This window comes from Curvibacter soli (genome assembly GCF_029211125.1).
Lineage (GTDB): Bacteria > Pseudomonadota > Gammaproteobacteria > Burkholderiales > Burkholderiaceae_C > Curvibacter_A > Curvibacter_A soli.
Genome location: NZ_JARGEN010000017.1, coordinates 1 through 25383, shown reverse-complemented (window position 1 = coordinate 25383; position 25383 = coordinate 1). Strand labels below are relative to the sequence as shown.

Sequence of the window (25383 nt, the reverse complement as noted above, 5' to 3'; positions counted from 1 at the left end):
CAAGCAAAAATGGCCTCCAGCGCTTGTGCAGCAAGCGCTGGCAGCTACTAAAACAAGAGCAAAAGGACGCCACCGCATGCAAGTCGTGTGCTTCGCCGGCTACTCGGGCTCGGGCAAGACCACGCTGATCGAGCAGCTCATCCCCGCGCTCACCGTGCGCGGGCTGCGCGTGTCGGTCATCAAGCACGCCCACCACCGCTTCGACGTGGACCAGCCCGGCAAGGACTCGTACCGCCACCGCCAGGCCGGCGCGTTCGAGGTGCTCGTCGCCTCCGACCAGCGCACCGTGCTGATGCGCGAGAACCCCCGCCCCGCCGAGCCCGACGTGCATGCCCTCATCGCCGCGCTCAGCCCCGGCGCGGACTGGGTCATCGTCGAAGGCTTCCGCGACAGCGATCTGCCCAAGGTCGAGGTCTGGCGCGCCCCCGGCAACGGCTACCCGGCCCAGCCCGCGCGCTACCCCGGCGACCCGTGCGTCGCCGCCATCGCCACCGACGCGCCGCCGGGCCACCTGCCCGCCCCGACCGCGCTGCCGGTGCTGGATTGGCACCAGCCCGCGCAGGTCGCCGACTGGCTGGCCGAGAATCGCCAGCCCTTCCTCTACCACGGCCCCACATCTTCATGACCGCTGCCCGCCCGCCCCTGATGCCGCTCGACGATGCGCTGGCCGCGCTGCTCGCGCACGCCCGCCCGCTGGCCCGCACCGACACCGTCGCCACCTTCGATGCGGACCACCGCGTGCTGGCGCAGGACGTGGTTTCCGCCCTGCATGTGCCGCCCTGGGACAACAGCGCCATGGACGGCTATGCGCTGCGCAGCGCCGATGCGCCCGCGCCGGGCGCCACGCTTGCCGTTTCGCAGCGCATCGCGGCGGGCGAGGCCGGCCAGCCGCTCGCTGCGGGCACGGCAGCGCGCATCTTCACCGGCGCGCCCATCCCCGAGGGGGCCGACGCCGTGGTCATGCAGGAGGAATGCGAAGCACTCGACGGCGGCGCGCGCGTGCGCGTCAACGCCGCGCCCCGGCCCGGCCAGTCCATCCGCCGCGCGGGAGAAGACGTGGCGCGCGGCGCCACCGTGCTGCGCCAGGGCCGGCGGCTCACGCCCGCCGCGCTGGGGCTGGCCGCGTCCATCGGTGTCGCCACCCTGGACGTGGCGGCGCGCCCGCGCGTGGCGCTGTTTTCCACCGGCGACGAGCTGGTCATGCCCGGCGACGTGGCGCCCGAGCACATGCGCCCCGGCGCCATCTACAACTCCAACCGCTTCGTGCTGCGCGCACTGCTCACCCGCCTGGGCTGCGAGGTGCGCGACTTCGGCATCGTGCCCGACCGGCGCGACGCCACCGAGGCCGCGCTGCGCGAGGCGGCCGTGGGCTGCGACCTCATCATCACCAGCGGCGGCGTCTCGGTGGGCGAGGAAGACCACCTGCGCCCCGCCGTGCAGGCCCTGGGCCGGCTCGATCTTTGGCAGATCGCCATCAAGCCCGGCAAGCCATTCGCCTACGGCAGCATCGATGGCGCGGAACGCCCCACCCACTTCATCGGCCTGCCGGGCAATCCGGTGGCCGGCTTCGTCACGCTGCTGGTTCTCGTGCGCCCCTTCCTGCTGGCGCTGCAGGGCGTGCGCGATGCCGACGTGCCCGCCACGCTGCTGCCCGCGCACTTCGACGGGCCGCGCGCCGACAAGCGGCGCGAATTCCTGCGCGCGCGCCGCAACACGCAGGGCGGGCTCGACCTGTTCCCCAACCAGGGCTCGGGCGTACTGGCCTCGGCGGTCTGGAGCGACGGCCTGGTGGACAACCCCACGGGCCGCGCGATCGCACGCGGCGACCTGGTGCGCTTCCTGCCCTTCGCGGAGCTGCTGGGATGAAACTCACGGTGCGCTACTTCGCCTCCATCCGCGAGGCCGTGGGCCAGGGCGCCGAGCAGCTCGACACGCCCGCAGCCACCGTCGGCGCGCTGCGCGACGCGCTCATCGCGCGCGGCGGCCCCTGGGCCCAGGCGCTGGCGCGCGGGCGTGCCGTGCGCGTGGCGGTCGATCAGGTGCTCAGCGATGAGGCCGCAGCCTTGGCCGACGGGGCCGAGGTGGCGTTCTTCCCGCCCGTCACGGGCGGCTGAGTCAGGGCGTGGGGGATACGTCCGGGCACGGCCACTGCAGCAGCTCGGCCAGGCGCAGCACGATCCACGCCGCCTCCGCGGGCCCGACGCCGGCGCCGGGCGCGCGCAGGCCGGCGTGGATGCGCCGCAGCACTTCCTCCTCGGACGGTGCCTGCGCGTGGTAGAGCATGCCGGCCTGCTCCACGAGGTGGCAGGCCAGGTCCTCGCAGAGTTCGTAGCGCTCGCGCACCGTGGCGGCGCTCGCCCGCAGGCGTCCGCGCGCGTCCGCGAACAAGGCGGTGAAGCTCGGCGGCACGAGGATCTGGTTGTCGTCGTCCATGCGGTGGATTGTCGTGGCGCTCTCAAAAAGATAGCTGCTACCGCAGGCAGATAAAGCACTGGAGGCATAAAACACCTGAATGCTTTGTGCGCCAGGGGAGCGATGTCACAATCGCGCGATGGGTTTTGCCGCAGCCATCCGCATCCAGTCCGAGGACTTCGACGCCAGCGCCGAAATCGCCGCGCTGCGCGCGGGCGAGCTGCAGGCGGGCGCCGTGTGCAGCTTCATCGGCGCCGTGCGCGGCGCGGGCGGCGGCGCGGCGGTGCAGGCGATGGAGCTGGAGCACTACCCCGGCATGACCGAGCGCGCCATCGCCGCCATGGCCGATGCGGCGCGCGCGCGCTTCGCCGACATCCTGGGCGTGCGCATCGTGCACCGCGTGGGCCGGCTGCCGCCGGGCGCGCAGATCGTCTTCGTGGCCGTCTCGGCGCGCCACCGGGGGCAGAGCTTCGCGGCCTGCGAGTTCCTCATGGACTACCTCAAGACCCAGGCCCCGTTCTGGAAGAAGGAGTTCACCGCCGAGGGCGCGCGCTGGGTCGATGCGCGCGAGTCCGACGATGCCGCGCTGGCGCGCTGGGGCGTGGCCGCGCCGGCCATGGCGGGCTGAACCCCTGGAAACGGCAGTTGACCGCTTTGTATCCCTTGCCCATGAAATCAACGCTCGATGGCTTCGATGGCGTTCACCTCGTGGGCGAGAGCGCTATGCACCTGCCGTTTCTAGACTGAATCCGCATGGGCACCACCCGACTGCCGCTAGACGACATGCCCACCGCCGCGCCGCGCCCCGGCCTGGGCCGCGCGCTCGCCGCGGCGTTGGAAGGCGGGGGCATGGCGCTGCCCGTCAGCATCGCAGCCGTGGTGTGGCTGGCGGCCAAGATTGGTCCCGACTACGTCGCCCCGCTGCTCTGGGCCAGCCTGCTGGGGCTGGCGGTCGTGAACTTCGCGGGCTCGTTCTCGGGCCGGCCCCTGGTGTTCAGCGTGCGCTTCTTCTCGGTATCCATCCTGGCCGGTGCCCTCGACACCTTCGCCGCGCGCATGCCCTACTGGGGCCTGGCCGATACACCGCAGGTCCGCGCCACGCTGATGGCCGCGGTGTGCATCGCCGCAGCGCTGTGCCAGCCGGTGCTGTACCTGCTGCGCGCGCAGCGGCTGGCGCGCTTCATTCCCGGGCCGGTGTTCGCGGGCTTCACCAACGCCACGGCGGTTCTGGTGGTGGCCGGGCAGGTGCCGGTGCTGGAGGCGCTGGTGCTGCAGCACGGCATGCGGCCCAGCGCGATGCTGGTGCTGATGGCCGCGTGCATCGGTGCCGCCGCGCTGGCGCGCGCGCTGCTGCCAGGCCTGCCGGCCAGCCTGGCGGGCCTGGTGGTGGCCAGCCTGCTGGGCCTGCTGCTCGCCAAGACCGGCGGGCTGGCGGTGCCCATGGTGCTGGCGCACAACCTGCCGGCCCTGCCGCACCTGCCCGCGTTCGACTGGCAGGCCTGGCTGGCGCCGCAGGCGGCCACCCTGCTCATCGCGCGCGACGTGCTGTTCGCGGGCATGCTGCTGGGCGCGGCGGTGTTCATGAGCACGGCGCTCGCGCAGGCGCTGGTGGACCACCAGTCCGACGAACGCCCCGCGCCCACGCTGCGGCAGAACCTGGCGCTGGGCGCCGCGCAGGCCGTGGCCGCCATGCTGGGCGCGCTGCCGCTGGGCGCGGCCTCCAGCGCCACGCTGGGCGCGGCGCGGGTGGGCGCGCTCGGGCCCTTGGCGCTGCGGCTGCTGGCGCTGGCGGTGCTGGCGTTCTGCCTCACGGGCTGGCTGGCGTGGATTCCGCTGGCGGCGGTGGCCGCGCTGCTGCTGTTCGAGGCCTGGAGCATGGTGGACCGCGCCAGCCTCGCGCCGCTGGCGCGCTTCGTCGGCGGCACACGCGCCGGATCGCGCATGAACGCGCTGGAGCGCGAAGACACTTTCACCTGGCTGCTCGTCGTGGCCGCGGCGCTGGCGGCCAACATGCTGGTGGCGGTGCCCGTGGGCATCATGGCGGGCCTGGTGCTGTTCGCGCGCCGCAACGGCCGCGCGCCGGTGCGCGACGTGCGGCAGGGCGCGGCCTGCCGCTCCAACTGCGCGCGCTCGCGCCGCGCCATGGCCTGGCTCGACAGCTACGGCGGCTGCATCCGCTGCGTGCGGCTGCAGGGCGCTCTGTTCTTCGGCTCGGCCAACCTGCTGTACGAGCAGTTGCAGGCCGCGCTGCCGGGCGCGCGCTTCGTGGTGCTCGACTGGGAGTCCGTCATCTCGGTGGACACCACCATTGGCGGCACCGTGGCGCGCTTCGAGGCCCGGGCGCGCGCGCAGGGCGTGCGGGTGGTGCACGCGGCCTTCGCCGCGCGGCGCCTGCTGCTGGGCCTGGACGCGGAGCAGGCTCCCGAGCTCACGGCGGACGATGGGCTCGACGGCGAGCGCTATTTCGCCGATGCCGACCGCGCGCTCGAATTCGTGGAGAACCGCCTGCTGGAGATGCCCGGCGGCCGCCCTGCGCCCGCCGACGAGCGGGCCTGGATGGAAGACACCGCCGCGCTGCTCAGGGGCTTCGACGCCGCGCAGTGCCAGCGCGTGGAGGCCTGCTTCACCCAGCGGGCGTTCGGCGTGGGCACGGTGTTGTTCGCCGAGGGCGAGAACACGCGCGAGCTCTACATGCTGCGGCGCGGCAGCGTCAACATCCTGGTGGGCCGCGGGCGGCTGCGCGTGGCCTCGGTGCGCGCCGGCGCCACGCTGGGGGAGATGGGCTTTCTCGACGGCACGCCGCGCTCCGCCACTGCCGTGGTGGCCGAGGACGCCGTGGCCGGCGTGCTGTCGCGCCGCGCCTTCGACACGCTGGCGCGCGAGGAGCCCGCGCTGGCCTTCCGGCTCATGGAAAACCTTGGCGTGGAGTTGTCGGCGCGGCTGCGCAGTACCAATGTGCAGTTGACCCGCAGCCGCAACTGAAGCCCCCGCGTACCTTGCGCTGGGTCAAGACGCGGGTTGCAAGCCGAAATACAACTTGAACCGCAGTTGAGCCAACCGGAAAACTGAAGAAACCCAATACCCATGCGGGTTCCCCAAGACTTCAAGTGACGGCAGAGCAGCATTTCCAACCTGTTTGGCTCCGGCTCTGCCGGCTTGGGATCAAAAAAGCTGCGGCTCCACATCCACGCCGGGCGCACGCCCCGCCGCAGCCGTACCCGCGCCTTGCGCGTCCACCTTCACCAGCGAGCCCACGCGCACGCCCAGCAGGCGCAGGCGGCGCTCCAGCGGCACGCGCTTGAGACACAGGCCCGCCGTGCGCCGTATCGTGGCCGCGTCCGCCGTCGGCTGGGCGATGGTCTGGTCGCGCGTGGCGGTGCGGAAGTCGTCGTAGCGCAGCTTGATGCCGATGGTCTTGCCCTGATAGCCCTTGCGCGCCAGGTCCGCCGCCACGCACTCACACAGGTGGGTGAAGATGGCGCCCAGCTCCTGCCGGTCGTGCACCGCGTGCAGGTCGCGTTCGAAGGTGGTTTCGCGGCTCATGGAGACGGGTTCGCTCTCGGTCACCACGGGGCGCTCGTCGCGGCCCCACGCGGCCTCGTGCAGCCAGGCGCCATAGGCGCGACCGAAATGCTGCAGCAGCCATGCGCGCGGACAGGCAGCGAGGTCGCCGATGGTATGGATGCCATGGCCCGCCAACCTGGCCTCGGCCTTGGGGCCGATGCCGTTGATCTTGCGGCAGGCCAGCGGCCAGATGCGCGGCTCCAGATCGCCGGCACCCACGATGGAAATGCCCGCGGGCTTGTCGAACTCGCTCGCCATCTTGGCCAGCAGCTTGTTGGGCGCCACGCCGATGGAGCAGGTGAGGCCCGTGGCGTCGGCAATGCTTTTCTGGATCAGCCGCGCCAGCACGCGCCCGCCTTCACGCTGGCCGCCGGGCACGTGGGTGAAGTCGATGTACACCTCGTCCACGCCGCGGTCCTCCATCACCGGCGCGATGCTGGTCACCACGGCCTTGAACATGCGCGAGTACTTGCGGTACTCATCGAAGTCCACCGGCAGCAGGATGGCGTCGGGGCACAGCCGCGCGGCCTTCATGAGCCCCATGGCCGAACCCACGCCAAACGGCCGCGCCGGATAGGCGGCAGTGGTGATGACGCCGCGGCCCACATAGTCCTTGAGGCGCGGGAATGCCGCGAGCGGCAGCCGCTCGCGCGCTTCGAGCACCGCATCCCCTCGCCGCCGCCCGCCGCCGATGACCACGGGCAGGCCCTTGAGCTGCGGGTAGCGCAATAGCTCCACGGACGCATAGAAGGCGTCCATGTCCAAGTGGGCGATGCGCCGCTCGGGGGCGGCGCTGGGCGGGATTGCGACCGTCACGTCCCGCATTGTGCTGCGCGCCGCGCGCACCTGCCTGGACACTGCCTGGACAGATGCGCGCAGGCTCGTCCGGCGTGGGAGGCCGAAGAGGCCGAAGGGAGGCCGAAGAGGCCGAAGGGAGGCCGAAATATGGTGCTATAATTTATTGCTTAGCGGCTGTAGCTCAGCTGGATAGAGTACTTGGCTACGAACCAAGGGGTCGTGGGTTCGATTCCTGCCAGCCGCACCAAACGGAATGCCCTGCAAGTCTATGATTTGCAGGGCTTTTTCGTTTCCTGGCCTCGGTGCCCGTATCACGCTGCTGCGTGAGTTTTTGCGTGACTTTCTTCGAAGCCTTCCGCCCCTGACCTTCTCCTCAGCCATTGACCACCTTGAGCAACGTTGTCCGATCCCGCGTCGTCAGCGCGCGGTTGGCCGCATCTACCAAGCGGCCGATAGTGGCGGTCGCATAGTGTTGGGCCATCCCATTGACAGCGTGCCCCAACAGCAGCGATCAGTCTTCCTCGTACACGCCGGCATCGCGTAGCCACCATTACATCTCTCAAGCGTATCAACTCGCACACTGGCGATTTCTGCAACAGAGTCCCAGCAGCGCCACGTGGCCAGCCCGTAGAATCGCGGTCTGCGTGGGGGCTTAGCTCATGCTTGGTTAGAGCAGCGGACTCATAATCCGTTGGTGCCGTGTTCGACTCACGGAGCCCCTACCACTTCCGCCGTTGCCGTCTTTCCACCGCCCCCCGACGCCTATTTTTGGTGGCTCAGCGCGTTGCTGACCAACTTGGCGGTGATGTCCACTATCTGGATCATGCGGTCGTACGGCATGCGCGTGGGGCCTATCACGCCCAGGGTGCCGACCACCTGGCCGTCCACTTCATACGGCGCGCTGACCACCGACAGATCCTCGAACGGCACGACCTTGCTTTCGCCGCCGATGAAGATGCGCACGCCCTCGGCCTGGCTGGAGATGTCGAGCAGGCGCATGATCTGGGTCTTCTGCTCGAATAGTTCGAACGCACGGCGCAGGTTGCCCATGCTGCCCGAGAAATCGCTGACCGCCAGCAGGTTGCGTTCGCCGGCGATCACCACTTCGGCGCGCGCTTCGTCCAATGCCTCGGAGCTGGCGTTGACCGCCGCCTGCATCAGTGCCGCGATCTCGCCGCGCAGCGTATCGAGTTCGGCCTTCAGGCGCTCGCGCACCTGCTCGATCGCCAGGCCCGCGTAATGCGCGTTCAGGAAGTTCGCCGCCTCCACCAGTTGCTGCTGGGTGTAGTCGGCCTCGGTGAAGATCACGCGGTTCTGCACGTCGCCGTCAGGCGAGACGATGATGACCAGCAGGCGCCGCTCCGACAGCCGCATGAACTCGATGTGGCGGAACACCGAGGTGCGGCGCGGCGCCATCACCACGCCGACGAACTGCGACAGGCTCGACAGCAGGTGGGCCGCGTTGGCGATGACGCGCTGGGGCTGCTCTGGCGCGATCTCGGGCGCACTAAGCCGCTCGCGCTGCACGGTGAGCATGGTATCCACGAACAGCCGGTAGCCGCGCGCCGTGGGCACGCGCCCGGCGGAGGTGTGCGGGCTGGCGATCAGTCCCAGTTCCTCCAGATCGGACATGACATTTCGGATGGTGGCCGGCGAAAGCTCCAGCCCCGAGGCGCGCGACAGCGTGCGCGAGCCGACCGGCTGCCCATCGGCAATGTAGCGCTCGACAAGCGCTTTGAGCAACAACTTGGCACGGTCATCGAGCATGCCTGATTTTAATGATGTAATTTCGCCATGAAGTCCAAATTCCGGCACGTGGCCCTGATCGGTAAGTACCAGACGCCCGTGGCGGGCGCGCTGGCCGCCACATCGCGCGCCGTGCTGGAGGATATCGCGGGCTTCCTGTCGCGCGAGGGCTGCGAGGTGGCGCTGGAAGCCAACACCGCCGCCAATACGGGCCTGACCGCATACGAGGCGCTCGACGTGGAGGCCATCGGCGCGCAATGCGACCTGGGCCTGGTGGTGGGTGGCGACGGCACCATGCTCGGCATCGGACGCCAACTGGCGCATCGCGGCGTGCCGCTGATAGGCATCAACCAGGGGCGTTTGGGGTTCGTCACCGACATTCCGATCGAGAATTACCGCGACGCGCTGGCTCCCATGCTGCGCGGCGAATACGAGGAAGACCAACGCAGCCTGATGCATGCGCGCGTCATGCGCGAGGGTGGATGCGTGTTCGACGCGCTGGCGATGAACGACGTGGTGGTCAACCGCGGCGGCACCTCGGGCATGGTGGAGTTGCGCGTGGAGGTGGACGGGCGCTTCGTCTCCAACCAGCGCGCCGACGGGCTCATCATCGCCACGCCCACGGGCTCCACTGCCTATGCGCTGTCGGCGGGCGGGCCGCTACTGCACCCGTCGGTGCCGGGCTGGGTGCTGGCGCCGATCGCACCACACACGCTGTCCAACCGCCCGATCGTGCTGCCCGACGCGACCGAAGTCGCGATCGAGATCGCCGGGGGCCGCGACGTAAGCGCCAATTTCGACATGCAGTCGCTCGCCTCGCTGCTGCGCGGCGACCGCATCACGGTGCGGCGCTCACAGCATCACGTGCGCTTCCTGCATCCGCGCGGATGGAGCTACTTCGACACGCTGCGCAAGAAACTGCACTGGAACGAGGGAGGCTGCTGACGATGGCCCTGCGGCGCATTGCGCTGCGCGACTTCGTGATCGTGCAGACGCTCGACCTCGACCTTGCCGCCGGCTTCACGGTGCTGACCGGCGAGACCGGCGCCGGCAAATCCATCCTCGTCGATGCGCTGCAGACCATGCTGGGCGCGCGCGCCGACGCGGGCGTGGTGCGCGAAGGCGCGCCGCGCGCCGACATGAGCGCCGAGTTCGACTGTCCAGGCGCGCTGCACGCATGGCTCGACGAGGCCGGCTTCGAAGCCTCCGAATCGCTGCTGCTGCGCCGCACGGTGGATAGCCACGGCAAGAGCCGCGCCTGGATCAACGGCAGCGCCGCCACTGCGGCGCAGTTGCGCACGCTGGGCGAGCAGTTGCTCGACATCCACGGCCAGCATGCCTGGCAGAGCCTGACGCGCGCCGACGCGGTGCGCGGGCTGCTCGACGCCTATGCGGGCTTGTCGGCCAAGGACGTGGGCCTGCGCTGGCAGGACTGGCGCGGCGCGCAAAAGGCGCTGGAGCAGGCCCGCCAGGCCCAGGACAGCCTGCTGCGCGAACGCGAGCGGCTGCAATGGCAGATCGCGGAAGTCGACAAACTCGCGCCCGGCGCGCACGAATGGAACGAACTCAACGCGCGCCATACCCGGCTGTCGCACGCGCAGGCGCTCATCGACGCCAGCCAGCAGGCCGCCGCGGCGCTGGAAGACGACGATGCCGGGGCCACGGCAGCACTCGCCCGCGCCCATGCGGCACTGCAGGGGCAACAGCACCTGGAACCTGAATTCGCGGCGCTGGCCGATGTCATCGCATCGAGCCTGGCCCAGGCCGAGGACGCGGCGCACTCGCTGCACGCCTACCTGCGGCGCGCCGATGTCGATCCTCAGGCCTTGGCCGAGCTCGACGAGCGGGTGGCGCAATGGATGTCGCTGGCGCGCCGCTACAAACGCACACCCGACGAGTTGCCCGCGCTGCTGGCAGGCTGGCAGCAGGAACTGCAGCGCCTCGACAGTGCCTCCGACCTGCAGGCGCTGGAGGCCGCCGAAGCCGTCGCAGCGCAGCGCTACCAGAAAGCGGCCCACGCCCTGTCACAAGGCCGCGCCCAGGCCGCGCCCAGGCTGTCACACGCCATCACGCAGGCCATGCAGGGGCTGGGCATGCAGGGCGGGCGGTTCGAGGTTGTGCTGGAGCCGCTTCCCGCGCCATCGGCTAGCGGGCTCGAAGATGTCGCCTTCCTCGTGGCCGCCCATCCGGGCGCCAGTCCGCGACCCGTGGGCAAGGTGGCCTCGGGCGGCGAGCTGTCGCGCATCGCCCTGGCCATCGCCGTCACGACCAGCGAACTGGGCACGGCACAGACCCTGATCTTCGACGAAGTGGATGCCGGCGTCGGCGGTGCGGTGGCGGAAACCGTGGGTCGGCTCATGAAGCAACTGGGCCGCGACCGGCAGGTGCTGGCGGTCACGCATCTGCCGCAAGTGGCGGCCTACGCGGACCATCACCTCGTGGTAGCCAAGCAGCGCAACGCAGCCGCGACGACCAGCACGGTGCACGCCGTAGTCGGCGAACAGCGCGTTGCGGAGGTCGCGCGCATGCTGGGCGGCGAGCGGCTGTCGGGCACCACGCTGGCGCATGCACGCGAGATGCTGGCGCCGAAGGACGCATGAGCATGGCACTGGACATCGTGCTCATCACCGGCATGTCGGGTTCGGGCAAGTCGGTGGCGCTGCATGCGCTGGAGGACGCGGGCTACTACTGCGTGGACAACCTGCCACCCGAGCTGCTGCTGCAGTTCGTCGCCCTGCAGCAAAGCCAGGCGGCGGGCCGGGTCGCCATCGCGGTGGACGTGCGCAGCGCCACTTCACTGCCACTGGTGCCGCAGCAGTTGGGCGCGCTGCGCAGCCAGGGCGTACGCATCCGGCCGCTGTTCCTAGACGCCACGACCGACACGCTGGTGCGCCGCTATTCGGAAACGCGCCGGCGCCACCCGCTCTCCAGCGCCGACATCACGGACCGCCAGCGCGCGCTGGTGCAGGCCATCGAGCTGGAACGCGAGCTGCTGTCGGACCTGCGCGACCAGGCCCACGTCCTCGACACCAGCCTGATGCGCACCGCGCAGCTGCAAAGCTATGTGAAAGATCTGCTCTCCGTGCCCGCGAGCCACCTGACGCTGGTGTTCGAGTCTTTCGCGTTCAAGCGCGGCATTCCGGTGGATGCGGATTTCGTCTTCGACGTGCGCATGCTGCCCAACCCGCACTACGAGCCAGCGCTGCGTCCGCTCACGGGCAAGGACGCGCCCGTGGCCGCATTCCTGGCCGGGCACGAGGCGGTGGAGCACATGGCCGCGCACATCGAACAGTTTCTCGGCCACTGGCTGGAGCCGCTGGCGCGCGACCACCGCAGCTATGTCACCGTGGCCATCGGCTGCACGGGCGGGCAGCACCGTTCGGTCTACCTGGTCGAGCGCCTGGCAGCGCACTTCGGCACGCGCTGGGTGACGCTCAAGCGCCACCGCGAACTGGACAACAATCCGTCCGCGCAGACCTTCACGCCGACTGCAGCAGTCGGCGCACTGGCGCCGGCAGACCCAGCGCCTGCCACTGGTCCGGGCTGAACCAGTCGCCCTGCCCTCCCAGGGCATGCGGTGCCACGCCGTCGACCAGCACGGGGTGCAGGTGCAGGTCCTTGTGGGTCAGCACGTGCACGAATGCTGGCAGCTCGCGCCATTGCGATGCGTCGTTCCCCAACGCCGAGCCGCGCCAGGCATCGATACCCGTGGCCGTCGGCAGGCAGTGCAGGCCCGCCCAGATGCCTGCCGACGGACGCCGCTCCAGCCACACCCGCCCACCGGCATCGCGCACCAGCAGCATCCACCATGCTTCGCTGCTGCGGCGCAGTTTGCGGGTCTTGACGGGGTAGCGTTCGGGCTGCCCCTGGCGATGCGCCGTGCAACGCTCGCGCACGGGGCACAGCAGGCAGGCAGGCTTGCGCGGCAGGCAGACGGTGGCGCCCAGATCCATGAGGCCCTGCGTGTAGCGCGGCATGGCGTCAGCCAGTTGCGTGGCGGGCAGCAGGTCCGTGGCGTGCGCCCACAGCAAGCGCTCGTTGCGAGCATCGGCCAGATCGGCGTCGAAGCCCAGCATCCGCGTCAGCACGCGCTTGACGTTGGCGTCCAAAATCGCCGCGCGCTCGCCAAAGCAGAACGCCGCGATGGCCGCGGCGGTCGAGCGGCCTATGCCGGGCAGTGTCTGCAATGCTTCAGCAGTGAGGGGAAATTGCCCGCCGTGCTCGGCCACGATGCGCTGGGCGCAGCGGTGCAGGTTGCGGGCGCGGCTGTAGTAGCCCAGGCCGCTCCAGAGACCCAGCACCTCGTCGCCCGAGGCAGCGGCCAGTGTATGCACATCCGGAAATCGCGCGACGAAACGCGGGAAATATGCCAGCACGGTCGCCACCTGCGTCTGCTGCAGCATGATCTCCGACAGCCAGACGCAGTAGGGGTCGCGCGTCTGCTGCCAGGGCAGGCCATTGCGGCCATGCGCCGCTTGCCAGCGCACCACGGCGTCGGCGAAACTCTCGTACTGTTGCATCATGCCGGCTGCAGGCTGCCCACCGCAGGCGGCGCTGCATCCGCCGCGGGCGGCGCGAGCAACTGCCCGGTCAGTTCCTGCAGACGGGACTCGAGGTCGGCCAGGGCCTGCTCCTGCGACTCGATTTCTTCGATGCGCTCGGCCAGCCCATTGGCCGCATGCTGGATGCGGTCGATCGCCTCGATGCGGCGCGCGAAGCTGCGCCTGCGCTCGCGCAGTTGCGCATCGAGCTGCGCGGTGGCGGACTTGCTCCAGATCTCCAGCTCGTTGGCTGCCGATTCGAACACCGTACGCAGCCGCGTTGCCAGCGCACGCACGAGCCGCTGCGCGAATTCTGGCTGCGCGAGCTTGAGCGCATTGGTGACGCCCAGGTACTGCATATGCCCTTGCTCGATGCGTGCCAGATCATCGGTAAAGCGCGCCAGTTCCGGCTCGCCCGGCGGCTGCAGCGAGAACCCGTATTCGGCATTGAGCTGGCGGAAGGTCGCACCCAGCATGGCATGGATCTCGATGCCCGCGCTGCCCGCGCGCTCCAGGATGGCGCGTAGCCGCTCGAAGGTCTGCACATACGCCTTGCGCACGCCGAGCTTCAGCCCGCGCTGCTGCAGCATCTGCGTCAGTTCGGCCATCTCGCTCTTGATGGCGGGGCCGCCCAGCATTTGGAACACCTCGCGCAGCAGCTTGATGTGCACGGCGCGCACGGCGTGTATCTTGGACGTACTCTGGTCGAACTCGCGCTGCTCCTGTTCGATGCGCGAACGCATGGCGCCGATGACTGCAGCATTCTTGCCGCGCAGGCTGCGCAGCTCAAGCATCTGGTCATCGAGGTCGCGGCGGCGGATGTTGATGACGCGCGCCGTTTCGGACCGCAGGCTGGCGATGCCGGCGGATACTGCAGCCCGCAATATCACCTGACGCTGCCCCATGATGCCCTTGCCGAGCACGTCCTCGAGCACGGGCAAGCCACTGCTCTTCAACAGCGCGTCGTCGTGGTTGATCTTGGCGATCAAACCCTTCTGCGCCGACACGGCTATGACCTGGCCGACCGGCAGGCCCAGCATCTCCGCCGACGTGGCGCGCTGGCGCTCCACCTGCGCCTGCACCTGGGCCGGAGTGTTGAGCGCGTTCCAGAGCGTGTCGATCTTGTTGAGCACGACCAGGCGCGCCTCGCTGCCGCTCGGCACCACGAGATGCTCGCGCCAGATGGTCAGGTCGGAGCGCGTGACGCCCGTGTCGGCTCCCAGGATGAACACCACGGCGTGGGCCTGGGGGATCAGATTGACGGTCAGCTCGGGCTCGGCACCCACCGCATTGAGGCCCGGCGTGTCCAGGATGACCAGCCCCTGCTTGAGCAGCGGATGGGGAATATTGATGACGGCATGGCGCCACATCGGCACTTCGACCAGCCCCTGCGCATCCGGCAAGGGGTTCTCGTCGGGCATGTCGTCGTGCCAGAAACCCAGCGCCTGGGCATCTGCCTTCGTGACCTTGCGCACCTCCGCCACTTTTTCCATGGCGGCGGCGAGCTGGGATGCGTCCTGCATGTCCAGCGGCGTGTGCGCCCATTTCTCGGGGGTGGAGCGCCATTCGGCCAGGCCTTGCGGCTGCAGGCGCGTTTCGATGGGCAGCAGGCGCAGGCTTGGAGACAACGCGGCGTCATAGCCCAGTTCGGTTGGGCACATGGTGGTGCGCCCTGCACTGGCCGGCATGATGCGGCGGCCATAGCCCGCGAAGAACAGGGCATTGATGAGTTCGGACTTGCCGCGCGAGAATTCGGCCACGAAGGCGACCGTTACCTTGTCGGCGCGCACCTGCTCTTCAAGCCGCTGCAGCCGCTCCTGCACCGCGGCGTCCATGAGGTCGTGGCTGGCCAGCCAATCGTCCAGCAGCTTGAGCCGCAGCGCGAATTCGCGCCGCCACGCGCCATGCCTGTCGAACTGCTCGTTGAAAGATATGCTCACGGTGCCCCTGGGATGGCTGGTCGGATCCAGCGGTGGAAAGCTCAAAGAATATAGCACCGACCCGCCATGCGCCTTGTTTTCAGAAATGCTGGCAGCGGGGACAAAAATACGTGGAGCGCTGCCCCTGCCGCAGCAGGCGTATCGGCGTGGCGCAGGTGCGGCAAGGCTGCCCGGCACGGTTGTATACATTGGCTTCAAGTTGGAAGTAGCCGCTTTCGCCATGGGCGTTGGAAAAATCGCGCAGCGTGCTGCCGCCCCTGCTCACCGCCCGTGCCAGCACGCCGCGAATGGCGCCGCAGAGGCGCTGCGCGCGCACGGCACCGATGCGTGCAGCCGGCGTTTCTGGATGGATGCCGGCCAGGAACAATACCTCGGACGCATAGATGTTGCCCACACCCACGACCACCTCTCCAGCCAGCAGTACCTGCTTGATTGGCGCACGCCGCTGCTGCAGTCCCGCATGGAAGGCATGCGGGTCAAAGCCGTCCGACAGCGGCTCCATGCCCAACCGCCCCAGCAGTTTTTGCGCCTCCGGGTAGGATTCCCCCGCCGTGAGCACCACGGCACCGAAGCGGCGTGGGTCGTTGAGGCGCAGCATGCCGCGCGAAGTACCCATGTCGAAATGGTCGTGCGGGCCCGCAGCGGGCAGTTGTGCAGCGAAGCCCAGGCTGCCCGACATGCCCAGGTGCAGAATCAGCATGCCTTCGTCCAGATCGAGCAGCAGGTACTTGCCGCGCCGGCGCACGGCCCGCACGCTGCGGCCCACGAGTGCTGCAGGGTCGCCCCCAAAGGGCCAGCGCAGCGGCTTGCCCATGCGCACGGATTCGATCTGCGCCCCGGCGATGCGATCGGCAAAGCTCAGCCGGGTGACTTCTACTTCGGGCAGTTCGGGCATGGATACATGGAGTTTACGGCCTTGGATTATCATGGTTTGATGACGCAGTCCTCTCGTTTCGCGGTCTTTCTACTGGCCGCGGCCGCCTTTGCGGCGGGCATTCCAGCGCTTGCCCAAACCCCCACGAGCGACGCGCCCAGCGCCCCTGCGCCCACCATTGCTCCAGCTATTCCACGCTCCATCAACAGCACACTGCGCGATGCGGAGTTGTTTTACGAAGTGCTATTGGGCGAGCTCAACGCGGCAGGCAGCGACCCGGGGGCGGGATTCGCCCTCATGCTCGACGCTGCGCGCCGCAGCAGCGACCCCGAACTCTTCAAGCGTGCCGCCGACATTGCCCTGCAGTCGCGCTCGGGCGACGCAGCGCTGACGGCGGCACGGGCATGGAAGGAAAGCCTGCCCGGCTCGCAGGAGGCCAACCGCTACGTGCTGCAGATCCTCGTGGCGCTCAACCGCGTGGCGGAGAGTCTGGAGCCCCTGCGCACGGAACTCTCGCTGGCCCCTGAAATGGGAAGGATTGCCAGCATGCAGGGCATCCCGTCGCTGTATGCGCGGGTGGCCGACAAGGCCCTGGCGGCCACCATCGTGGAAGACGCCCTGACAGCGGCGCGCAGCGACCCGGCGCTGGCATCCACGGCATGGGTCACGATAGGCCGAATGCGCCTGGCGGCCAGCGATCACGACGGAACCATCGCCGCAGCGCGCAATGCGCAAGCCGCCGATCCTGCCAACGAAGGCGCAGCGATACTGGCACTGGAGTTGATGGAAAACCGCCAGCCCAACGCCGAAGCCATCGTACTCGCCTACCTGGCGGGCAAGCCGCTGCCCGAGGTGCGCATGGCCTATGCCCGCGCGCTACTGGAAGCCCAGCGCTACAGCGAAGCGGCGCGCCAGTTGCAGATCGTCACGCAGGACAAGCCCGAACTGGCGCAGGCATGGCTGGTGCAAGGCTCGCTGCTGCTGCAAGAGGGGCAGTACGCCCGCGCCGAAGCCTCGCTGCAACAGTACCTCGCGCGTCTGGACAACCCGTCTGAAGGCGCCCCCACCGACAATGCGCGCGCGAAGACGCAAGCCTACCTGCTGCTGGCGCAGATCGCCGAAAAGCGCAAGGACTACGCCGCGGCCCAATCCTGGCTCGACAAGATCGACAATGCCGACGACGTATTCAGCGCCCAGGTGCGGCGCGCATCCCTGCTGGCCGCGCAAGGCAAGCTCGACGAGGCGCGCAAGCTGATCCAGCGGCAACCCGCTGACACGCCAGCGCAGCAGCGCGCCAAACTCATGGCCGAGGTGGAACTGCTGCGCAACGCGCGGCAGTTCCAGGCTGCCTTCGACCTGCTGGAGCAGGCCGCCAAGGCCACGCCCGACGACCCCGATCTGCTCTACGACCAGGCCATGGTCGCCGAAAAGCTCAATCGGCTCGACGCCATGGAGCAACTGCTGCGCCGCGTGATCGCGGCCAAGCCCGACTACCACAACGCCTACAACGCCCTCGGCTATTCGCTCGCAGACCGCGGCGTGCGCCTGCCCGAAGCCAAGCAGCTCATCCAGAAGGCCCTCGAATACGCGCCCGGCGACCCCTTCATCGTCGACAGCCTGGCGTGGGCCGAGTTCCGCATGGGCAACAACAACGAGGCATTGCGCCTGCTCGAAGGCGCCTACAAGTCGCGCCCCGACCCCGAAATCGCCGCGCACCTGGGTGAAGTGCTGTGGACCATGGGCGAATACCACCGCGCCACGGCAATCTGGAAAGAAGGCATGCAGCGTGGCGCCGACAACGAAACGCTGCGCGAAACGGTCAAGCGGCTGCGGGCCCGGCTGTGACCGGCGGCATGCCGCCAGCAAGCGCGCGGCGCGGTTTTCTGTGCTTGGCCGTGGCCGTGCTGGCAGCTTCCGTCCTGGCGGCGGGTTGCGCCGCACCGGCGCGCAAGCCGGATGCAGACGCGTCCGCCGCCAGCAACCACTGGTCGGGTCGGCTCGCGCTGCAGATCGAATCACCCGAGCCGCAATCGTTCTTCGCCTCCTTCGATCTGCAGGGCGATGTCGGACAGGGCGAACTGACCCTGTACACGCCGCTCGGCAGCACGCTCGCACAAATCCGCTGGGACGCCAGCACCGCCACCTTGCGCGACGAACACGGCACGCACGCATTCGCGTCGGTTGACGCATTGCTGCAGCAGGTGACCGGTACAGCCATCCCCGTGGCCGCGCTGTTCCAATGGCTCGCGGGCGAGCCTGCCACCGTCGCCGGCTGGCAGGCCGACTTGCGTCAGGCCGGCGAGGGCAGGCTTGTGGCGTCGCGCCTCGCGCCGCAGCCCGCCGCAACACTGCGCCTTGTGCTCGACCAGTGAGCGACCATGCAGGTCCTCTACGACGTACCGGCGCCGGCCAAACTCAACCTTTTCCTGCATATCGTGGGACGCCGCAGCGACGGCTACCATCAGCTACAGTCGGCATTCATGCTGATCGATTGGGCCGACAGCCTGCACTTCGCGTTGCGCAGTGATGGACGCATCAGCCGCGAGGACCTGGGCCCTGCGTTGCCGCCGGACGACCTGACCACGCGCGCCGCGCGAGCCTTGCAAGCCGCCACGGGCACGGCACAGGGCGCGCACATCGGCATCATCAAGCGCGTGCCGGCGCAGGCCGGCATGGGTGGAGGCTCTTCAGATGCCGCGTCCTGCCTGCTGGCGCTCAACCGGCTCTGGGGGCTGCACCTGGGTTTGGAACAACTGGAACGCATCGGGCTCGCGCTCGGCGCCGACGTGCCCTTCTTCCTGCGCGGGCGCAATGCCTGGGTCGAAGGCGTGGGCGAGCGCATCACGCCGCTGGAAGGCGCCTGCGCGCCGCCGCCCGCCCGATTCGCGGTGGCACGCCCTGCCGCGGGCCTGGAAACCGCGTCAATTTTTTCCCACCCGGCACTGAAACGCGATTCAAAGCCTGCTACAATTGCAGGCTTTGCTGCAGATCACTACGGCTTTGGCCACAACGACCTCCAGCCTGTTGCGCAGATGCTGTGCTCCGACGTGACGCAGGCCCTTGGATGGCTTGCCGCGAAAGGCTTGCAGCCCCGCATGACGGGCTCCGGAAGTGCAGTGTTTGCGCGAATGGCGCACGATATCGATCTGTCCGACGCGCCTTCGGGCTGGCAGGTCAGGCAGTGCAGTAATTTGGATGTCCATCCCCTGGTGGGCTGGGCACCCAGCGACAAGTCATCGGTGGGCGTCTGATTTTCAGCGCCAACCCGTGTAGGGGAGTCGCCAAGTTGGTCAAGGCACCGGATTTTGATTCCGGCATGCGAGGGTTCGAGTCCTTCCTCCCCTGCCAAATACGTTGCAGCGTACAGGCAATTCTTTCAGCTCGCTGGTGCTCTCATGCAGGCTCATCACCCCGATTTCATGGTCTTCACCGGCAATGCCAATCCTGGCATGGCCGCCGAAATTGCCGCCCACCTCGGCATTTCGCTGGGCGCGGCAGATGTCGGTCGCTTCTCCGACGGTGAAGTCACCGTCGAGATCAAGCAGAACGTGCGCGCCCGCGACGTGTTCGTCGTGCAGTCCACCTGCGCGCCAACCAATGACAACCTCATGGAACTGCTGGTCATGGTCGATGCGCTCAAGCGCGCGTCGGCAGAGCGCATCAGCGCCGTGATCCCCTACTTCGGCTATGCGCGCCAGGACCGCCGCCCGCGCTCCACGCGCGTGCCGATCTCGGCCAAGGTGGTGGCCAACCTGCTGCAGACCGTGGGCGTGGCGCGCGTGCTGACCATGGACCTGCATGCCGACCAGATTCAGGGCTTCTTCGACATCCCGGTGGACAACATCTACGCCTCGCCCGTGCTGCTGGGCGACCTGCGCCAGAAAAACTACGACAACCTGATCGTGGTTTCGCCCGACGTGGGCGGCGTGGTGCGCGCGCGCGCACTGGCCAAGCAACTCGACACCGACCTGGCCATCATCGACAAGCGTCGCCCCAAGGCCAACGTGAGCGAAGTCATGCATGTGATCGGCGACATCGACGGCCGCAACTGCGTCGTCATGGACGACATGATCGACACCGCCGGCACGCTCGTGAAGGCCGCCGAGGTGCTGAAAGAGCGCGGTGCCAAGAACGTCTACGCCTACTGCACGCACCCGATCTTCTCGGGCCCCGCCATCGAGCGCATCGCCCAGGGCCCCGCGCTCGACGAAGTGGTGGTCACCAACACCATCCCGCTCAGCGACGCGGCCAAGGCCTGCCCGAAGATCCGCCAGCTTACGGTGGCGCCGCTGTTTGCCGAAACCATCCAGCGCATCGCCAAGGGCGATTCGGTGATGAGCCTGTTCTCCGACCAGGTCAACCTGTTCTGAGCCAAAGAAATTCGCCCGGCTGCAGATGCTGCCGGGCTTACAGCGGCTCCGGTTTCCCCGGAGCCTTTTTGCAACCGGAGCCGCACTGGTCGCGGTCGGCTTCATGAGGAGTCTTTGATGAAATTCGTCGCTTTTGAGCGCGCCAAGCAAGGTACGGGTGCGAGCCGCCGTCTGCGCAACTCGGGCAAGACGCCCGGCATCGTCTACGGTGGCACCGGGGAGCCCCAGCTCATCGAGCTGGACCACAACGCGCTGTGGCACGCGCTGAAGAAGGAAGCGTTCCATTCCAGCGTGCTCGACATGGAACTGGCCGGCAATGCGACCAAGGTGCTGCTGCGCGACGTGCAATACCATCCGTTCAAGCAGTTCGTGCTGCATGTTGACTTCCAGCGCGTGGACGCCAAGACCAAGCTGCACATGAAGGTGCCGCTGCACTACAGCGGCGAAGAGAATTCGCCCGCCGTCAAGGACGACAAGTGCCTCGTCAGCCACATCGTCACCGAACTCGAAGTGTCGTGCCTGCCTGCCGATCTGCCCGAGTTCATCGCGGTGGACTTGAGCAGCCTCAAGAAGGGCACGCTGCACCTGAGTGACGTCCAGTTGCCCAAGGGCGTGACCGTGCGCCTGCATGGCCATGACGCCAACCCGGTGCTGGTGAACGCCACGCTGCCGACGGTAGGCACCGAAGAGCCGACGGCCGCCGAAGCCGCTGCTGCGCCAGCCGCGGCAGCCGGCGCAGCGCCGGCTGCCAAGAAGTAATGGTCCGCTGAAAAGCGCCATCGCATCCACGGCCCGCCTTGCGCGGGCCGTTCTGCTTTCAGGCCTCGATAATCGCAGCATGATCAAACTGTTCGTCGGCCTCGGCAACCCGGGCTCCGAGTACGAGGGCACGCGCCACAACGCAGGCTTCTGGTGGATCGACGCGCTGGCGCGCGAGCTCAAGGTATCGCTCGTGCCGGATCGCGGCTACCACGGCCTCGTGGCGCGTACCAGCGTGCAGGGCCAAACCGTCTGGCTGCTGGAGCCGCAGACCTTCATGAACCTCTCGGGTAAATCGGTGGCGGCACTGGGGCGCTTCTTCAAGATCGCGCCCGACGAAATCCTCGTCGCGCACGACGAGCTCGACGTGGTGCCCGGTCAGGCCAAACTCAAGAAGGGCGGCAGCCACGCAGGGCACAATGGTCTGCGCGACATCCAGGCCCAGCTCGGCACGCCCGACTACTGGCGCCTGCGCATCGGCATCGGCCACCCCGGCGTGAAGAGCGAGGTAATCCACTGGGTGCTCAAGAAACCCTCGCCCGACCACCGCCGCGCCATCGACGAGACAATAGAGCGCACGCTCAAGGCCGTACCTGCCTTCCTCGCGGGCGACATGGACAAGGCCATGCTGCTCGTGCACACGAGCAAGCCTCCGCGCCCCAAGCCGCCCCGCCCCGCCGAGGCGCCGCAAGGCCAGGACACCACCCGCGGATGATCCTGGAAACGGCAGTTGGATGCGCCCGCCGGTGCCGTGATCGGGGTGCCAGGCAAGGCGAGACGACGCGGCGGGCTACTGCCCGCAAGGAGGAGCAACGCCACATGGCGCCCCGAGCGCGGTGCTGGCAGGTGCATAGCGTTCTCACCCATGAGGTGAACGCATCGAAGCCGTCAACGCTTGATTTCATGCGGCCTGGCAAGGGATGCAAAGCGGTCAACTGCTGTTTCCAGGATGATCCATGGCCGCGCAGCCCGCCTGAGCCCGCTGCGTGGCAGCGGGCGGTCATGAGCAAAGACGTACCAGCCGATGTGGCGGCGCGCCCCGGTACTTCTCCGGCCTCACTGCGCCAGTTGCAGCCGCTGGTACTTCTGCCACAGCGTCGCGCGGCTTTCCACGTGCGCCGGGTTCACGGGAATGCAGGCCACGGGGCAGACCTGCACGCACTGGGGCTCGTCGAAATGGCCCACGCACTCGGTGCACTTGCCAGGGTCGATCTCGTAGATCTGCGCGCCGGCGTAGATGGCCTGGTTGGGGCACTCGGGCTCGCAGACGTCGCAGTTGATGCACTCGTCGGTGATCATCAACGCCATGGCGGCCCCTCCCGGGGACGGAGGAAACTCTGGTCGCAAAAGCGGCTGCTCGGCATGGCGCGATTATCCCGCGCCGTCCCATCCCCCTTGCACCGTGCCAGGATAATGCGGCGCTGCCGCAGCGGAATCCTGCCTCCCTTCCCCCGCCATGCCCTCATGGAGCCGACCCGATGACCGCCTCCGCCACCTTCGACATGCGCACCCTCCGGGGCGGCGCGCCTGCCGCCCAAGGAACGCGCCTTCATCGTGCTGGCCGAACTGATGCTGATGCAGCACACCTGCCACTGGTTCTGCCGCTCCCGCACCGTGGCCGGCGCCTGAGATAAAAATGGCCTCCAGCGCAGGATTTACCTACACTTACAGCTATCAAATAAATAGCATTCGTCAGAACGCCACGCTAACGAACAACTGCTGCATGTCGATGCCCATGTTGGGCTGCTTGATGCTGGCGTTGGACACATGGGTGAAGCGGTAGCCGACACGCACCTTGGGCGAGACCCTGTACCCCAGGCCGAGATGGTCGGAAAACAGGAACGCCGTGGACAGTCTTCGCTCATTCAGGCGGGTGCCGTCGAGCAGCGACACGCCTATGCCGCCTTCAAGATACAGGTCGCCGAGCCAATAGCGCAGCGTGGGCGTGGCATGCACTTGGTAGAGCACGCGGTCCGGGCCCTGCGAGGCGGAATAACGCGAAACGCCCGCCTCGGGCACCACCTCGAATGTATGCCCCGCGAGTTCGCTGCTGTACCACGGCACCGCTGCCGTATAGAGCAGGGTCACCCGGTGGTTGCCATGATAATTACCCACCAAAAGGCCCAGTTCCTGCGCCTGCGACGCGCCACAAGCCAGCAGAACACCCGCAGCAGCAAGGGTACGGAGGCCGCGCATGGCGGACCGCCCGGTATGCTGAATCTCCATGGAAGTTTTTCCTATCATTCTTCTTGCGACCGGTGTTGCGCCGGCACGCAGCCGCACCCTGCGGCGAAAGGCAGTGTAATGGACTGCGCGGCTCTTTGCCGGGCCGGGGTTTCACCGGCATCTCCCAGACCATGGTTACGGTGCTGGTACCGCCTGCCTTCCCTCTGCGCGAGTGCCTGATGCCCCATCCATGCAGCTCATCTGCGGATCACGCCAGAGAATCCAGGCGCGAGGGCGTGGCCGATGCCTGGGCCACCACCGCGCGCTGGTCGTACACGGGCTGCGCGGGCATGCCGGCGAGGTGGCGCGTATCGGCCCATTGCAGGATCTCCACCGCCTCGCCCGCGAGGCGCACGCGGTTGATGCCGGCGTTGGGAATCTCGCTCTGGCGCGGCCCATCGAGCCCCGTGCCGCGCGCGGTGCGCCACACCATGTCGAGCACGCCGCCGTGCGTGACGACGACGAGCGTGCGGCCCGCGTGCGCCGCCGCCAGCGCACGCAGTGCGGCCATCACGCGCGCATGGAACTCGCGCCGCGTCTCGCCGCCGGGCATGCCGCTGTCGGCGCCGAACGTGCGCCAATGCGCCCATGCCTCGGGGTGATCGCGCTCGATGTCCTGCCACCGCAGGCCCTCCATCATGCCGAAGTGCTGCTCGCGCAGCGCCGCGTTGGCCACCATATCGAGCCGCAGCCCGGGCCACAACTGCCGCACCAGCGGCTCGGCGGTCTGGCGCGCACGCAGCAGGTCGCTGCAGGCTAGGTGGTGCGCCGCCTCGCCCGCCAGCCGCTCGGCCACGCGGCGGGCCTGCTCCAGCCCCGCGGCGTTGAGCGGCACGTCCATGTGCCCCTGGAAGCGCAGTTCGCGGTTCCAGTCGGTTTCGCCGTGGCGCACGAGGATGAGTTCAGTCATGGCTCCATTATGGTAGCGCTGCCAAGCGCAATGCACGTGCGCCGCTCACTGGCCCGGTGGCCGAACCAGCTTCGCGCAGCGCGCGTCGCGGAACGGCCCGCCGCCGCGCACCCAACCTTCGCCGGGCGAGGCCTGCGCACACACCACGGCCCCGCTCACGCGGCTACGCCAGCGGTACCACGGCGCGGGCTCGGCCCAGACCAGCGCGGCCTGGCCGGTCACCATGAGCAGCAGCACGGCCGCTGCCAGTTTCTTCGTCATCGGTCGCATCGGCCCCAGCCCCCTGTCGAGATTGCCTTTCGGCTTCACCCCATGCCCGACGCCGGAAATGGCGGTGGACAGTGCGCATGATACTGTTTTTAATTACAGTCATCGACAGATTCCGAGGAAAGCCATGCTGCGCAGCCTGTTCATCGACTTCAACGCCTACTTCGCCTCGGTGGAGCAGCAGGCCGACCCGCGCCTGCGCGGCAGGCCCGTGGGCGTGGTGCAGCTCATGACCGACAGCACCTGCTGCATCGCCGCCAGCTACGAGGCCCGCGCCTTTGGCGTGCGCACCGGCACCAACGTGGCCGAGGCGCGGCGCCTGTGTCCCGGCATCGTGTTCGTGCAGTCGCGCCCCGAGGTGTACGTGGACTACCACCAGCGCGCGCTGGCCGCCGTGGAGCGCGTGGCGCCCGTGCGGCAGGTGCGCTCCATCGACGAGATGGAATGCGAGCTGACCGGCTCCTGGCGCCAGCGCGCCAAGGCGCTGGAGATCGCCAGGCGCATCAAGCAGTCGATCTGCGGCGAATTGGGCGAATGCCTGCGCACCTCCATCGGCATCGCGCCCAACACGCTGCTGGCCAAGCTGGCCTCCGACATGCAAAAGCCCGACGGCCTGGTGGTGCTGGAGCAGCGCGACCTGCCCGCCGCGCTGCTGCACCTGCCGCTGGCCGCCATCACCGGCATCGGCCCCGGCATGCAGGCGCGGCTCGCGCGCTGCGGCATCGCCACCATGGCGCAGTTCTATGCCGCGCCGCGCGACCTGCTGCGCACCGCCTGGGGCGGCGTGGCCGGCAGCGAGATGTACGACCAGATGCGCGGCCAATGGATGGCGGTGCGCACCGCAAAGCAGCAGTCGCTGGGCCACTCGCACGTGCTGCCGCCCGCGCAGCGCAACCCCGAGGGCGCCTACTGAACGGGAGTGAGATAAATGAAGAGAGGGAGGCGCGATAAATCGGGATTTTCGGGGCTGTGACGG

The 25383-nt window shown here is 68.5% G+C and carries 24 protein-coding genes, 3 tRNA genes and 1 pseudogene; 18 read left to right on the top strand and 10 right to left on the bottom strand.

The features are described from left to right. Positions 1–76: 76 nt before the first annotated feature. From mobB to moaD, 3 genes are read left to right on the top strand one after another with little or no spacing between them, the layout of a single operon-like run. Positions 77–625 (top strand): molybdopterin-guanine dinucleotide biosynthesis protein B, encoded by a 549-nt coding sequence (gene mobB, locus PY257_RS03670; protein WP_275738858.1) that lies wholly within the window; start codon positions 77–79, stop codon positions 623–625. Beyond that, positions 622–1866 (top strand): molybdopterin molybdotransferase MoeA, encoded by a 1245-nt coding sequence (locus PY257_RS03665; protein ID WP_275738857.1) that lies wholly within the window; start codon positions 622–624, stop codon positions 1864–1866. The genes mobB and PY257_RS03665 overlap by 4 nt, the downstream gene beginning before the upstream one ends. Beyond that, positions 1863–2114: a molybdopterin converting factor subunit 1 gene (gene moaD / locus PY257_RS03660; RefSeq protein WP_275738856.1), complete on the top strand. Its 252-nt coding sequence runs from the start codon at positions 1863–1865 to the stop codon at positions 2112–2114. Before PY257_RS03665 ends, moaD begins: the two co-directional genes overlap by 4 nt. 1 nt (position 2115) lies before the next feature. On the opposite strand, the gene PY257_RS03655 is transcribed toward moaD, so the two are convergent. Further along, complete coding sequence (locus PY257_RS03655) at positions 2116–2433, bottom strand: hypothetical protein (RefSeq protein WP_275738855.1); 318 nt, start codon at positions 2431–2433, stop codon at positions 2116–2118. Between the two features lie 118 nt (positions 2434–2551). Here PY257_RS03655 and PY257_RS03650 point away from each other — a divergent pair, with 118 nt between their 5' ends. Continuing rightward, positions 2552–3040 carry a molybdenum cofactor biosynthesis protein MoaE gene (locus PY257_RS03650; RefSeq protein ID WP_275738853.1) on the top strand — a complete coding sequence of 163 codons (489 nt, stop codon included), beginning with the start codon at positions 2552–2554 and terminating at the stop codon, positions 3038–3040. A 125-nt stretch (positions 3041–3165) separates the two neighbouring features. Beyond that, complete coding sequence (locus PY257_RS03645) at positions 3166–5394, top strand: cyclic nucleotide-binding domain-containing protein (protein ID WP_275738852.1); 2229 nt, start codon at positions 3166–3168, stop codon at positions 5392–5394. A gap of 180 nt (positions 5395–5574) precedes the next feature. Here PY257_RS03645 and dinB read toward each other — a convergent pair whose 3' ends face one another. Next, entirely contained in the window at positions 5575–6801 is a 1227-nt protein-coding gene (gene dinB / locus PY257_RS03640) for a DNA polymerase IV (protein ID WP_275738850.1), read from the bottom strand. A gap of 143 nt (positions 6802–6944) precedes the next feature. Between dinB and PY257_RS03635 the strand changes: the two genes are divergently transcribed. Further along, positions 6945–7021: transfer RNA gene (locus PY257_RS03635), tRNA-Arg, on the top strand. Between the two features lie 399 nt (positions 7022–7420). After that, a tRNA-Ile gene (locus tag PY257_RS03630) sits at positions 7421–7499 on the top strand. A gap of 37 nt (positions 7500–7536) precedes the next feature. Here the strand turns inward: PY257_RS03630 and hrcA are convergent. Then, positions 7537–8541 (bottom strand): heat-inducible transcriptional repressor HrcA, encoded by a 1005-nt coding sequence (gene hrcA / locus PY257_RS03625; RefSeq protein ID WP_275738848.1) that lies wholly within the window; start codon positions 8539–8541, stop codon positions 7537–7539. Between the two features lie 27 nt (positions 8542–8568). Here hrcA and PY257_RS03620 point away from each other — a divergent pair, with 27 nt between their 5' ends. The 3 genes and pseudogenes from PY257_RS03620 to rapZ form a co-directional block, all read left to right on the top strand. Next, positions 8569–9465: an NAD kinase gene (locus tag PY257_RS03620; RefSeq protein ID WP_275738846.1), complete on the top strand. Its 897-nt coding sequence runs from the start codon at positions 8569–8571 to the stop codon at positions 9463–9465. 2 nt (positions 9466–9467) lie between these two features. After that, complete coding sequence (gene recN, locus PY257_RS03615; protein WP_275738844.1) at positions 9468–11120, top strand: DNA repair protein RecN; 1653 nt, start codon at positions 9468–9470, stop codon at positions 11118–11120. A gap of 2 nt (positions 11121–11122) precedes the next feature. Then, a pseudogene (gene rapZ / locus PY257_RS03610) lies at positions 11123–11977 on the top strand (RNase adapter RapZ); the annotation flags it as partial. Positions 11978–11999: 22 nt separating this feature from the next. Here the strand turns inward: rapZ and mutY are convergent. The 3 genes from mutY to mutM form a co-directional block, all read right to left on the bottom strand. Further along, positions 12000–13043: an A/G-specific adenine glycosylase gene (mutY, locus tag PY257_RS03605; protein WP_275738842.1), complete on the bottom strand. Its 1044-nt coding sequence runs from the start codon at positions 13041–13043 to the stop codon at positions 12000–12002. Further along, the gene (locus tag PY257_RS03600) at positions 13040–15001 is read right to left on the bottom strand and encodes a dynamin family protein (protein WP_275738840.1); all 1962 of its coding nucleotides are present in this window, start codon (positions 14999–15001) and stop codon (positions 13040–13042) included. Before PY257_RS03600 ends, mutY begins: the two co-directional genes overlap by 4 nt. A 79-nt stretch (positions 15002–15080) precedes the next feature. Further along, positions 15081–15896 carry a bifunctional DNA-formamidopyrimidine glycosylase/DNA-(apurinic or apyrimidinic site) lyase gene (mutM, locus tag PY257_RS03595; protein WP_275738838.1) on the bottom strand — a complete coding sequence of 272 codons (816 nt, stop codon included), beginning with the start codon at positions 15894–15896 and terminating at the stop codon, positions 15081–15083. Between the two features lie 39 nt (positions 15897–15935). Between mutM and PY257_RS03590 the strand changes: the two genes are divergently transcribed. The 7 genes from PY257_RS03590 (at position 15936) to pth (ending at position 21719) form a co-directional block, all read left to right on the top strand. Continuing rightward, on the top strand, positions 15936–17720 hold the full coding sequence (locus PY257_RS03590) for a tetratricopeptide repeat protein (RefSeq protein WP_275738835.1): 1785 nt from the start codon (positions 15936–15938) through the stop codon (positions 17718–17720). A 50-nt stretch (positions 17721–17770) separates the two neighbouring features. Further along, the gene (locus tag PY257_RS03585; protein WP_275739133.1) at positions 17771–18247 is read left to right on the top strand and encodes an outer membrane lipoprotein LolB; all 477 of its coding nucleotides are present in this window, start codon (positions 17771–17773) and stop codon (positions 18245–18247) included. 6 nt (positions 18248–18253) lie between these two features. Further along, positions 18254–19126: a 4-(cytidine 5'-diphospho)-2-C-methyl-D-erythritol kinase gene (gene ispE / locus PY257_RS03580; protein WP_275738833.1), complete on the top strand. Its 873-nt coding sequence runs from the start codon at positions 18254–18256 to the stop codon at positions 19124–19126. A 20-nt stretch (positions 19127–19146) separates the two neighbouring features. After that, a tRNA-Gln gene (locus PY257_RS03575) sits at positions 19147–19223 on the top strand. A 47-nt stretch (positions 19224–19270) separates the two neighbouring features. Continuing rightward, entirely contained in the window at positions 19271–20245 is a 975-nt protein-coding gene (locus tag PY257_RS03570; RefSeq protein ID WP_275738831.1) for a ribose-phosphate pyrophosphokinase, read from the top strand. Between the two features lie 117 nt (positions 20246–20362). Further along, positions 20363–21004: a 50S ribosomal protein L25/general stress protein Ctc gene (locus tag PY257_RS03565; protein WP_275738829.1), complete on the top strand. Its 642-nt coding sequence runs from the start codon at positions 20363–20365 to the stop codon at positions 21002–21004. 79 nt (positions 21005–21083) lie between these two features. Next, positions 21084–21719, top strand: coding sequence for an aminoacyl-tRNA hydrolase (gene pth / locus PY257_RS03560; RefSeq protein ID WP_275738827.1), 636 nt, complete (start codon positions 21084–21086; stop codon positions 21717–21719). 341 nt (positions 21720–22060) lie between these two features. Here pth and PY257_RS03555 read toward each other — a convergent pair whose 3' ends face one another. The 4 genes from PY257_RS03555 to PY257_RS03540 form a co-directional block, all read right to left on the bottom strand. Next, a complete protein-coding gene (locus tag PY257_RS03555; protein WP_275738825.1) occupies positions 22061–22312 on the bottom strand; it encodes a YfhL family 4Fe-4S dicluster ferredoxin in 252 nt (83 codons plus the stop codon). 384 nt (positions 22313–22696) lie between these two features. Beyond that, positions 22697–23230, bottom strand: a complete 534-nt coding sequence (locus PY257_RS03550; protein ID WP_275738823.1) for an acyloxyacyl hydrolase — start codon at positions 23228–23230, stop codon at positions 22697–22699. A 208-nt stretch (positions 23231–23438) separates the two neighbouring features. Beyond that, positions 23439–24140: a histidine phosphatase family protein gene (locus PY257_RS03545; protein ID WP_275738822.1), complete on the bottom strand. Its 702-nt coding sequence runs from the start codon at positions 24138–24140 to the stop codon at positions 23439–23441. 45 nt (positions 24141–24185) lie between these two features. Beyond that, entirely contained in the window at positions 24186–24401 is a 216-nt protein-coding gene (locus tag PY257_RS03540) for a hypothetical protein (RefSeq protein ID WP_275738820.1), read from the bottom strand. Between the two features lie 133 nt (positions 24402–24534). Here PY257_RS03540 and PY257_RS03535 point away from each other — a divergent pair, with 133 nt between their 5' ends. Continuing rightward, complete coding sequence (locus tag PY257_RS03535) at positions 24535–25320, top strand: DNA polymerase Y family protein (protein WP_275738818.1); 786 nt, start codon at positions 24535–24537, stop codon at positions 25318–25320. Positions 25321–25383: the final 63 nt, after the last annotated feature.

Coding starts and splice junctions, on each gene's coding strand:
- mobB (WP_275738858.1), top strand. CDS start 77: ATGCAAGTCGTGTGCTTCGCCGGCTACTCGGGCTCGGGCAAGACCACG.
- PY257_RS03665 (WP_275738857.1), top strand. CDS start 622: ATGACCGCTGCCCGCCCGCCCCTGATGCCGCTCGACGATGCGCTGGCC.
- moaD (WP_275738856.1), top strand. CDS start 1,863: ATGAAACTCACGGTGCGCTACTTCGCCTCCATCCGCGAGGCCGTGGGC.
- PY257_RS03655 (WP_275738855.1), bottom strand. CDS start 2,433: ATGGACGACGACAACCAGATCCTCGTGCCGCCGAGCTTCACCGCCTTG.
- PY257_RS03650 (WP_275738853.1), top strand. CDS start 2,552: ATGGGTTTTGCCGCAGCCATCCGCATCCAGTCCGAGGACTTCGACGCC.
- PY257_RS03645 (WP_275738852.1), top strand. CDS start 3,166: ATGGGCACCACCCGACTGCCGCTAGACGACATGCCCACCGCCGCGCCG.
- dinB (WP_275738850.1), bottom strand. CDS start 6,801: ATGCGGGACGTGACGGTCGCAATCCCGCCCAGCGCCGCCCCCGAGCGG.
- hrcA (WP_275738848.1), bottom strand. CDS start 8,541: ATGCTCGATGACCGTGCCAAGTTGTTGCTCAAAGCGCTTGTCGAGCGC.
- PY257_RS03620 (WP_275738846.1), top strand. CDS start 8,569: ATGAAGTCCAAATTCCGGCACGTGGCCCTGATCGGTAAGTACCAGACG.
- recN (WP_275738844.1), top strand. CDS start 9,468: ATGGCCCTGCGGCGCATTGCGCTGCGCGACTTCGTGATCGTGCAGACG.
- mutY (WP_275738842.1), bottom strand. CDS start 13,043: ATGATGCAACAGTACGAGAGTTTCGCCGACGCCGTGGTGCGCTGGCAA.
- mutM (WP_275738838.1), bottom strand. CDS start 15,896: ATGCCCGAACTGCCCGAAGTAGAAGTCACCCGGCTGAGCTTTGCCGAT.
- PY257_RS03590 (WP_275738835.1), top strand. CDS start 15,936: ATGACGCAGTCCTCTCGTTTCGCGGTCTTTCTACTGGCCGCGGCCGCC.
- ispE (WP_275738833.1), top strand. CDS start 18,254: ATGCAGGTCCTCTACGACGTACCGGCGCCGGCCAAACTCAACCTTTTC.
- PY257_RS03570 (WP_275738831.1), top strand. CDS start 19,271: ATGCAGGCTCATCACCCCGATTTCATGGTCTTCACCGGCAATGCCAAT.
- PY257_RS03565 (WP_275738829.1), top strand. CDS start 20,363: ATGAAATTCGTCGCTTTTGAGCGCGCCAAGCAAGGTACGGGTGCGAGC.
- pth (WP_275738827.1), top strand. CDS start 21,084: ATGATCAAACTGTTCGTCGGCCTCGGCAACCCGGGCTCCGAGTACGAG.
- PY257_RS03555 (WP_275738825.1), bottom strand. CDS start 22,312: ATGGCGTTGATGATCACCGACGAGTGCATCAACTGCGACGTCTGCGAG.
- PY257_RS03550 (WP_275738823.1), bottom strand. CDS start 23,230: ATGGAGATTCAGCATACCGGGCGGTCCGCCATGCGCGGCCTCCGTACC.
- PY257_RS03545 (WP_275738822.1), bottom strand. CDS start 24,140: ATGACTGAACTCATCCTCGTGCGCCACGGCGAAACCGACTGGAACCGC.
- PY257_RS03540 (WP_275738820.1), bottom strand. CDS start 24,401: ATGACGAAGAAACTGGCAGCGGCCGTGCTGCTGCTCATGGTGACCGGC.
- PY257_RS03535 (WP_275738818.1), top strand. CDS start 24,535: ATGCTGCGCAGCCTGTTCATCGACTTCAACGCCTACTTCGCCTCGGTG.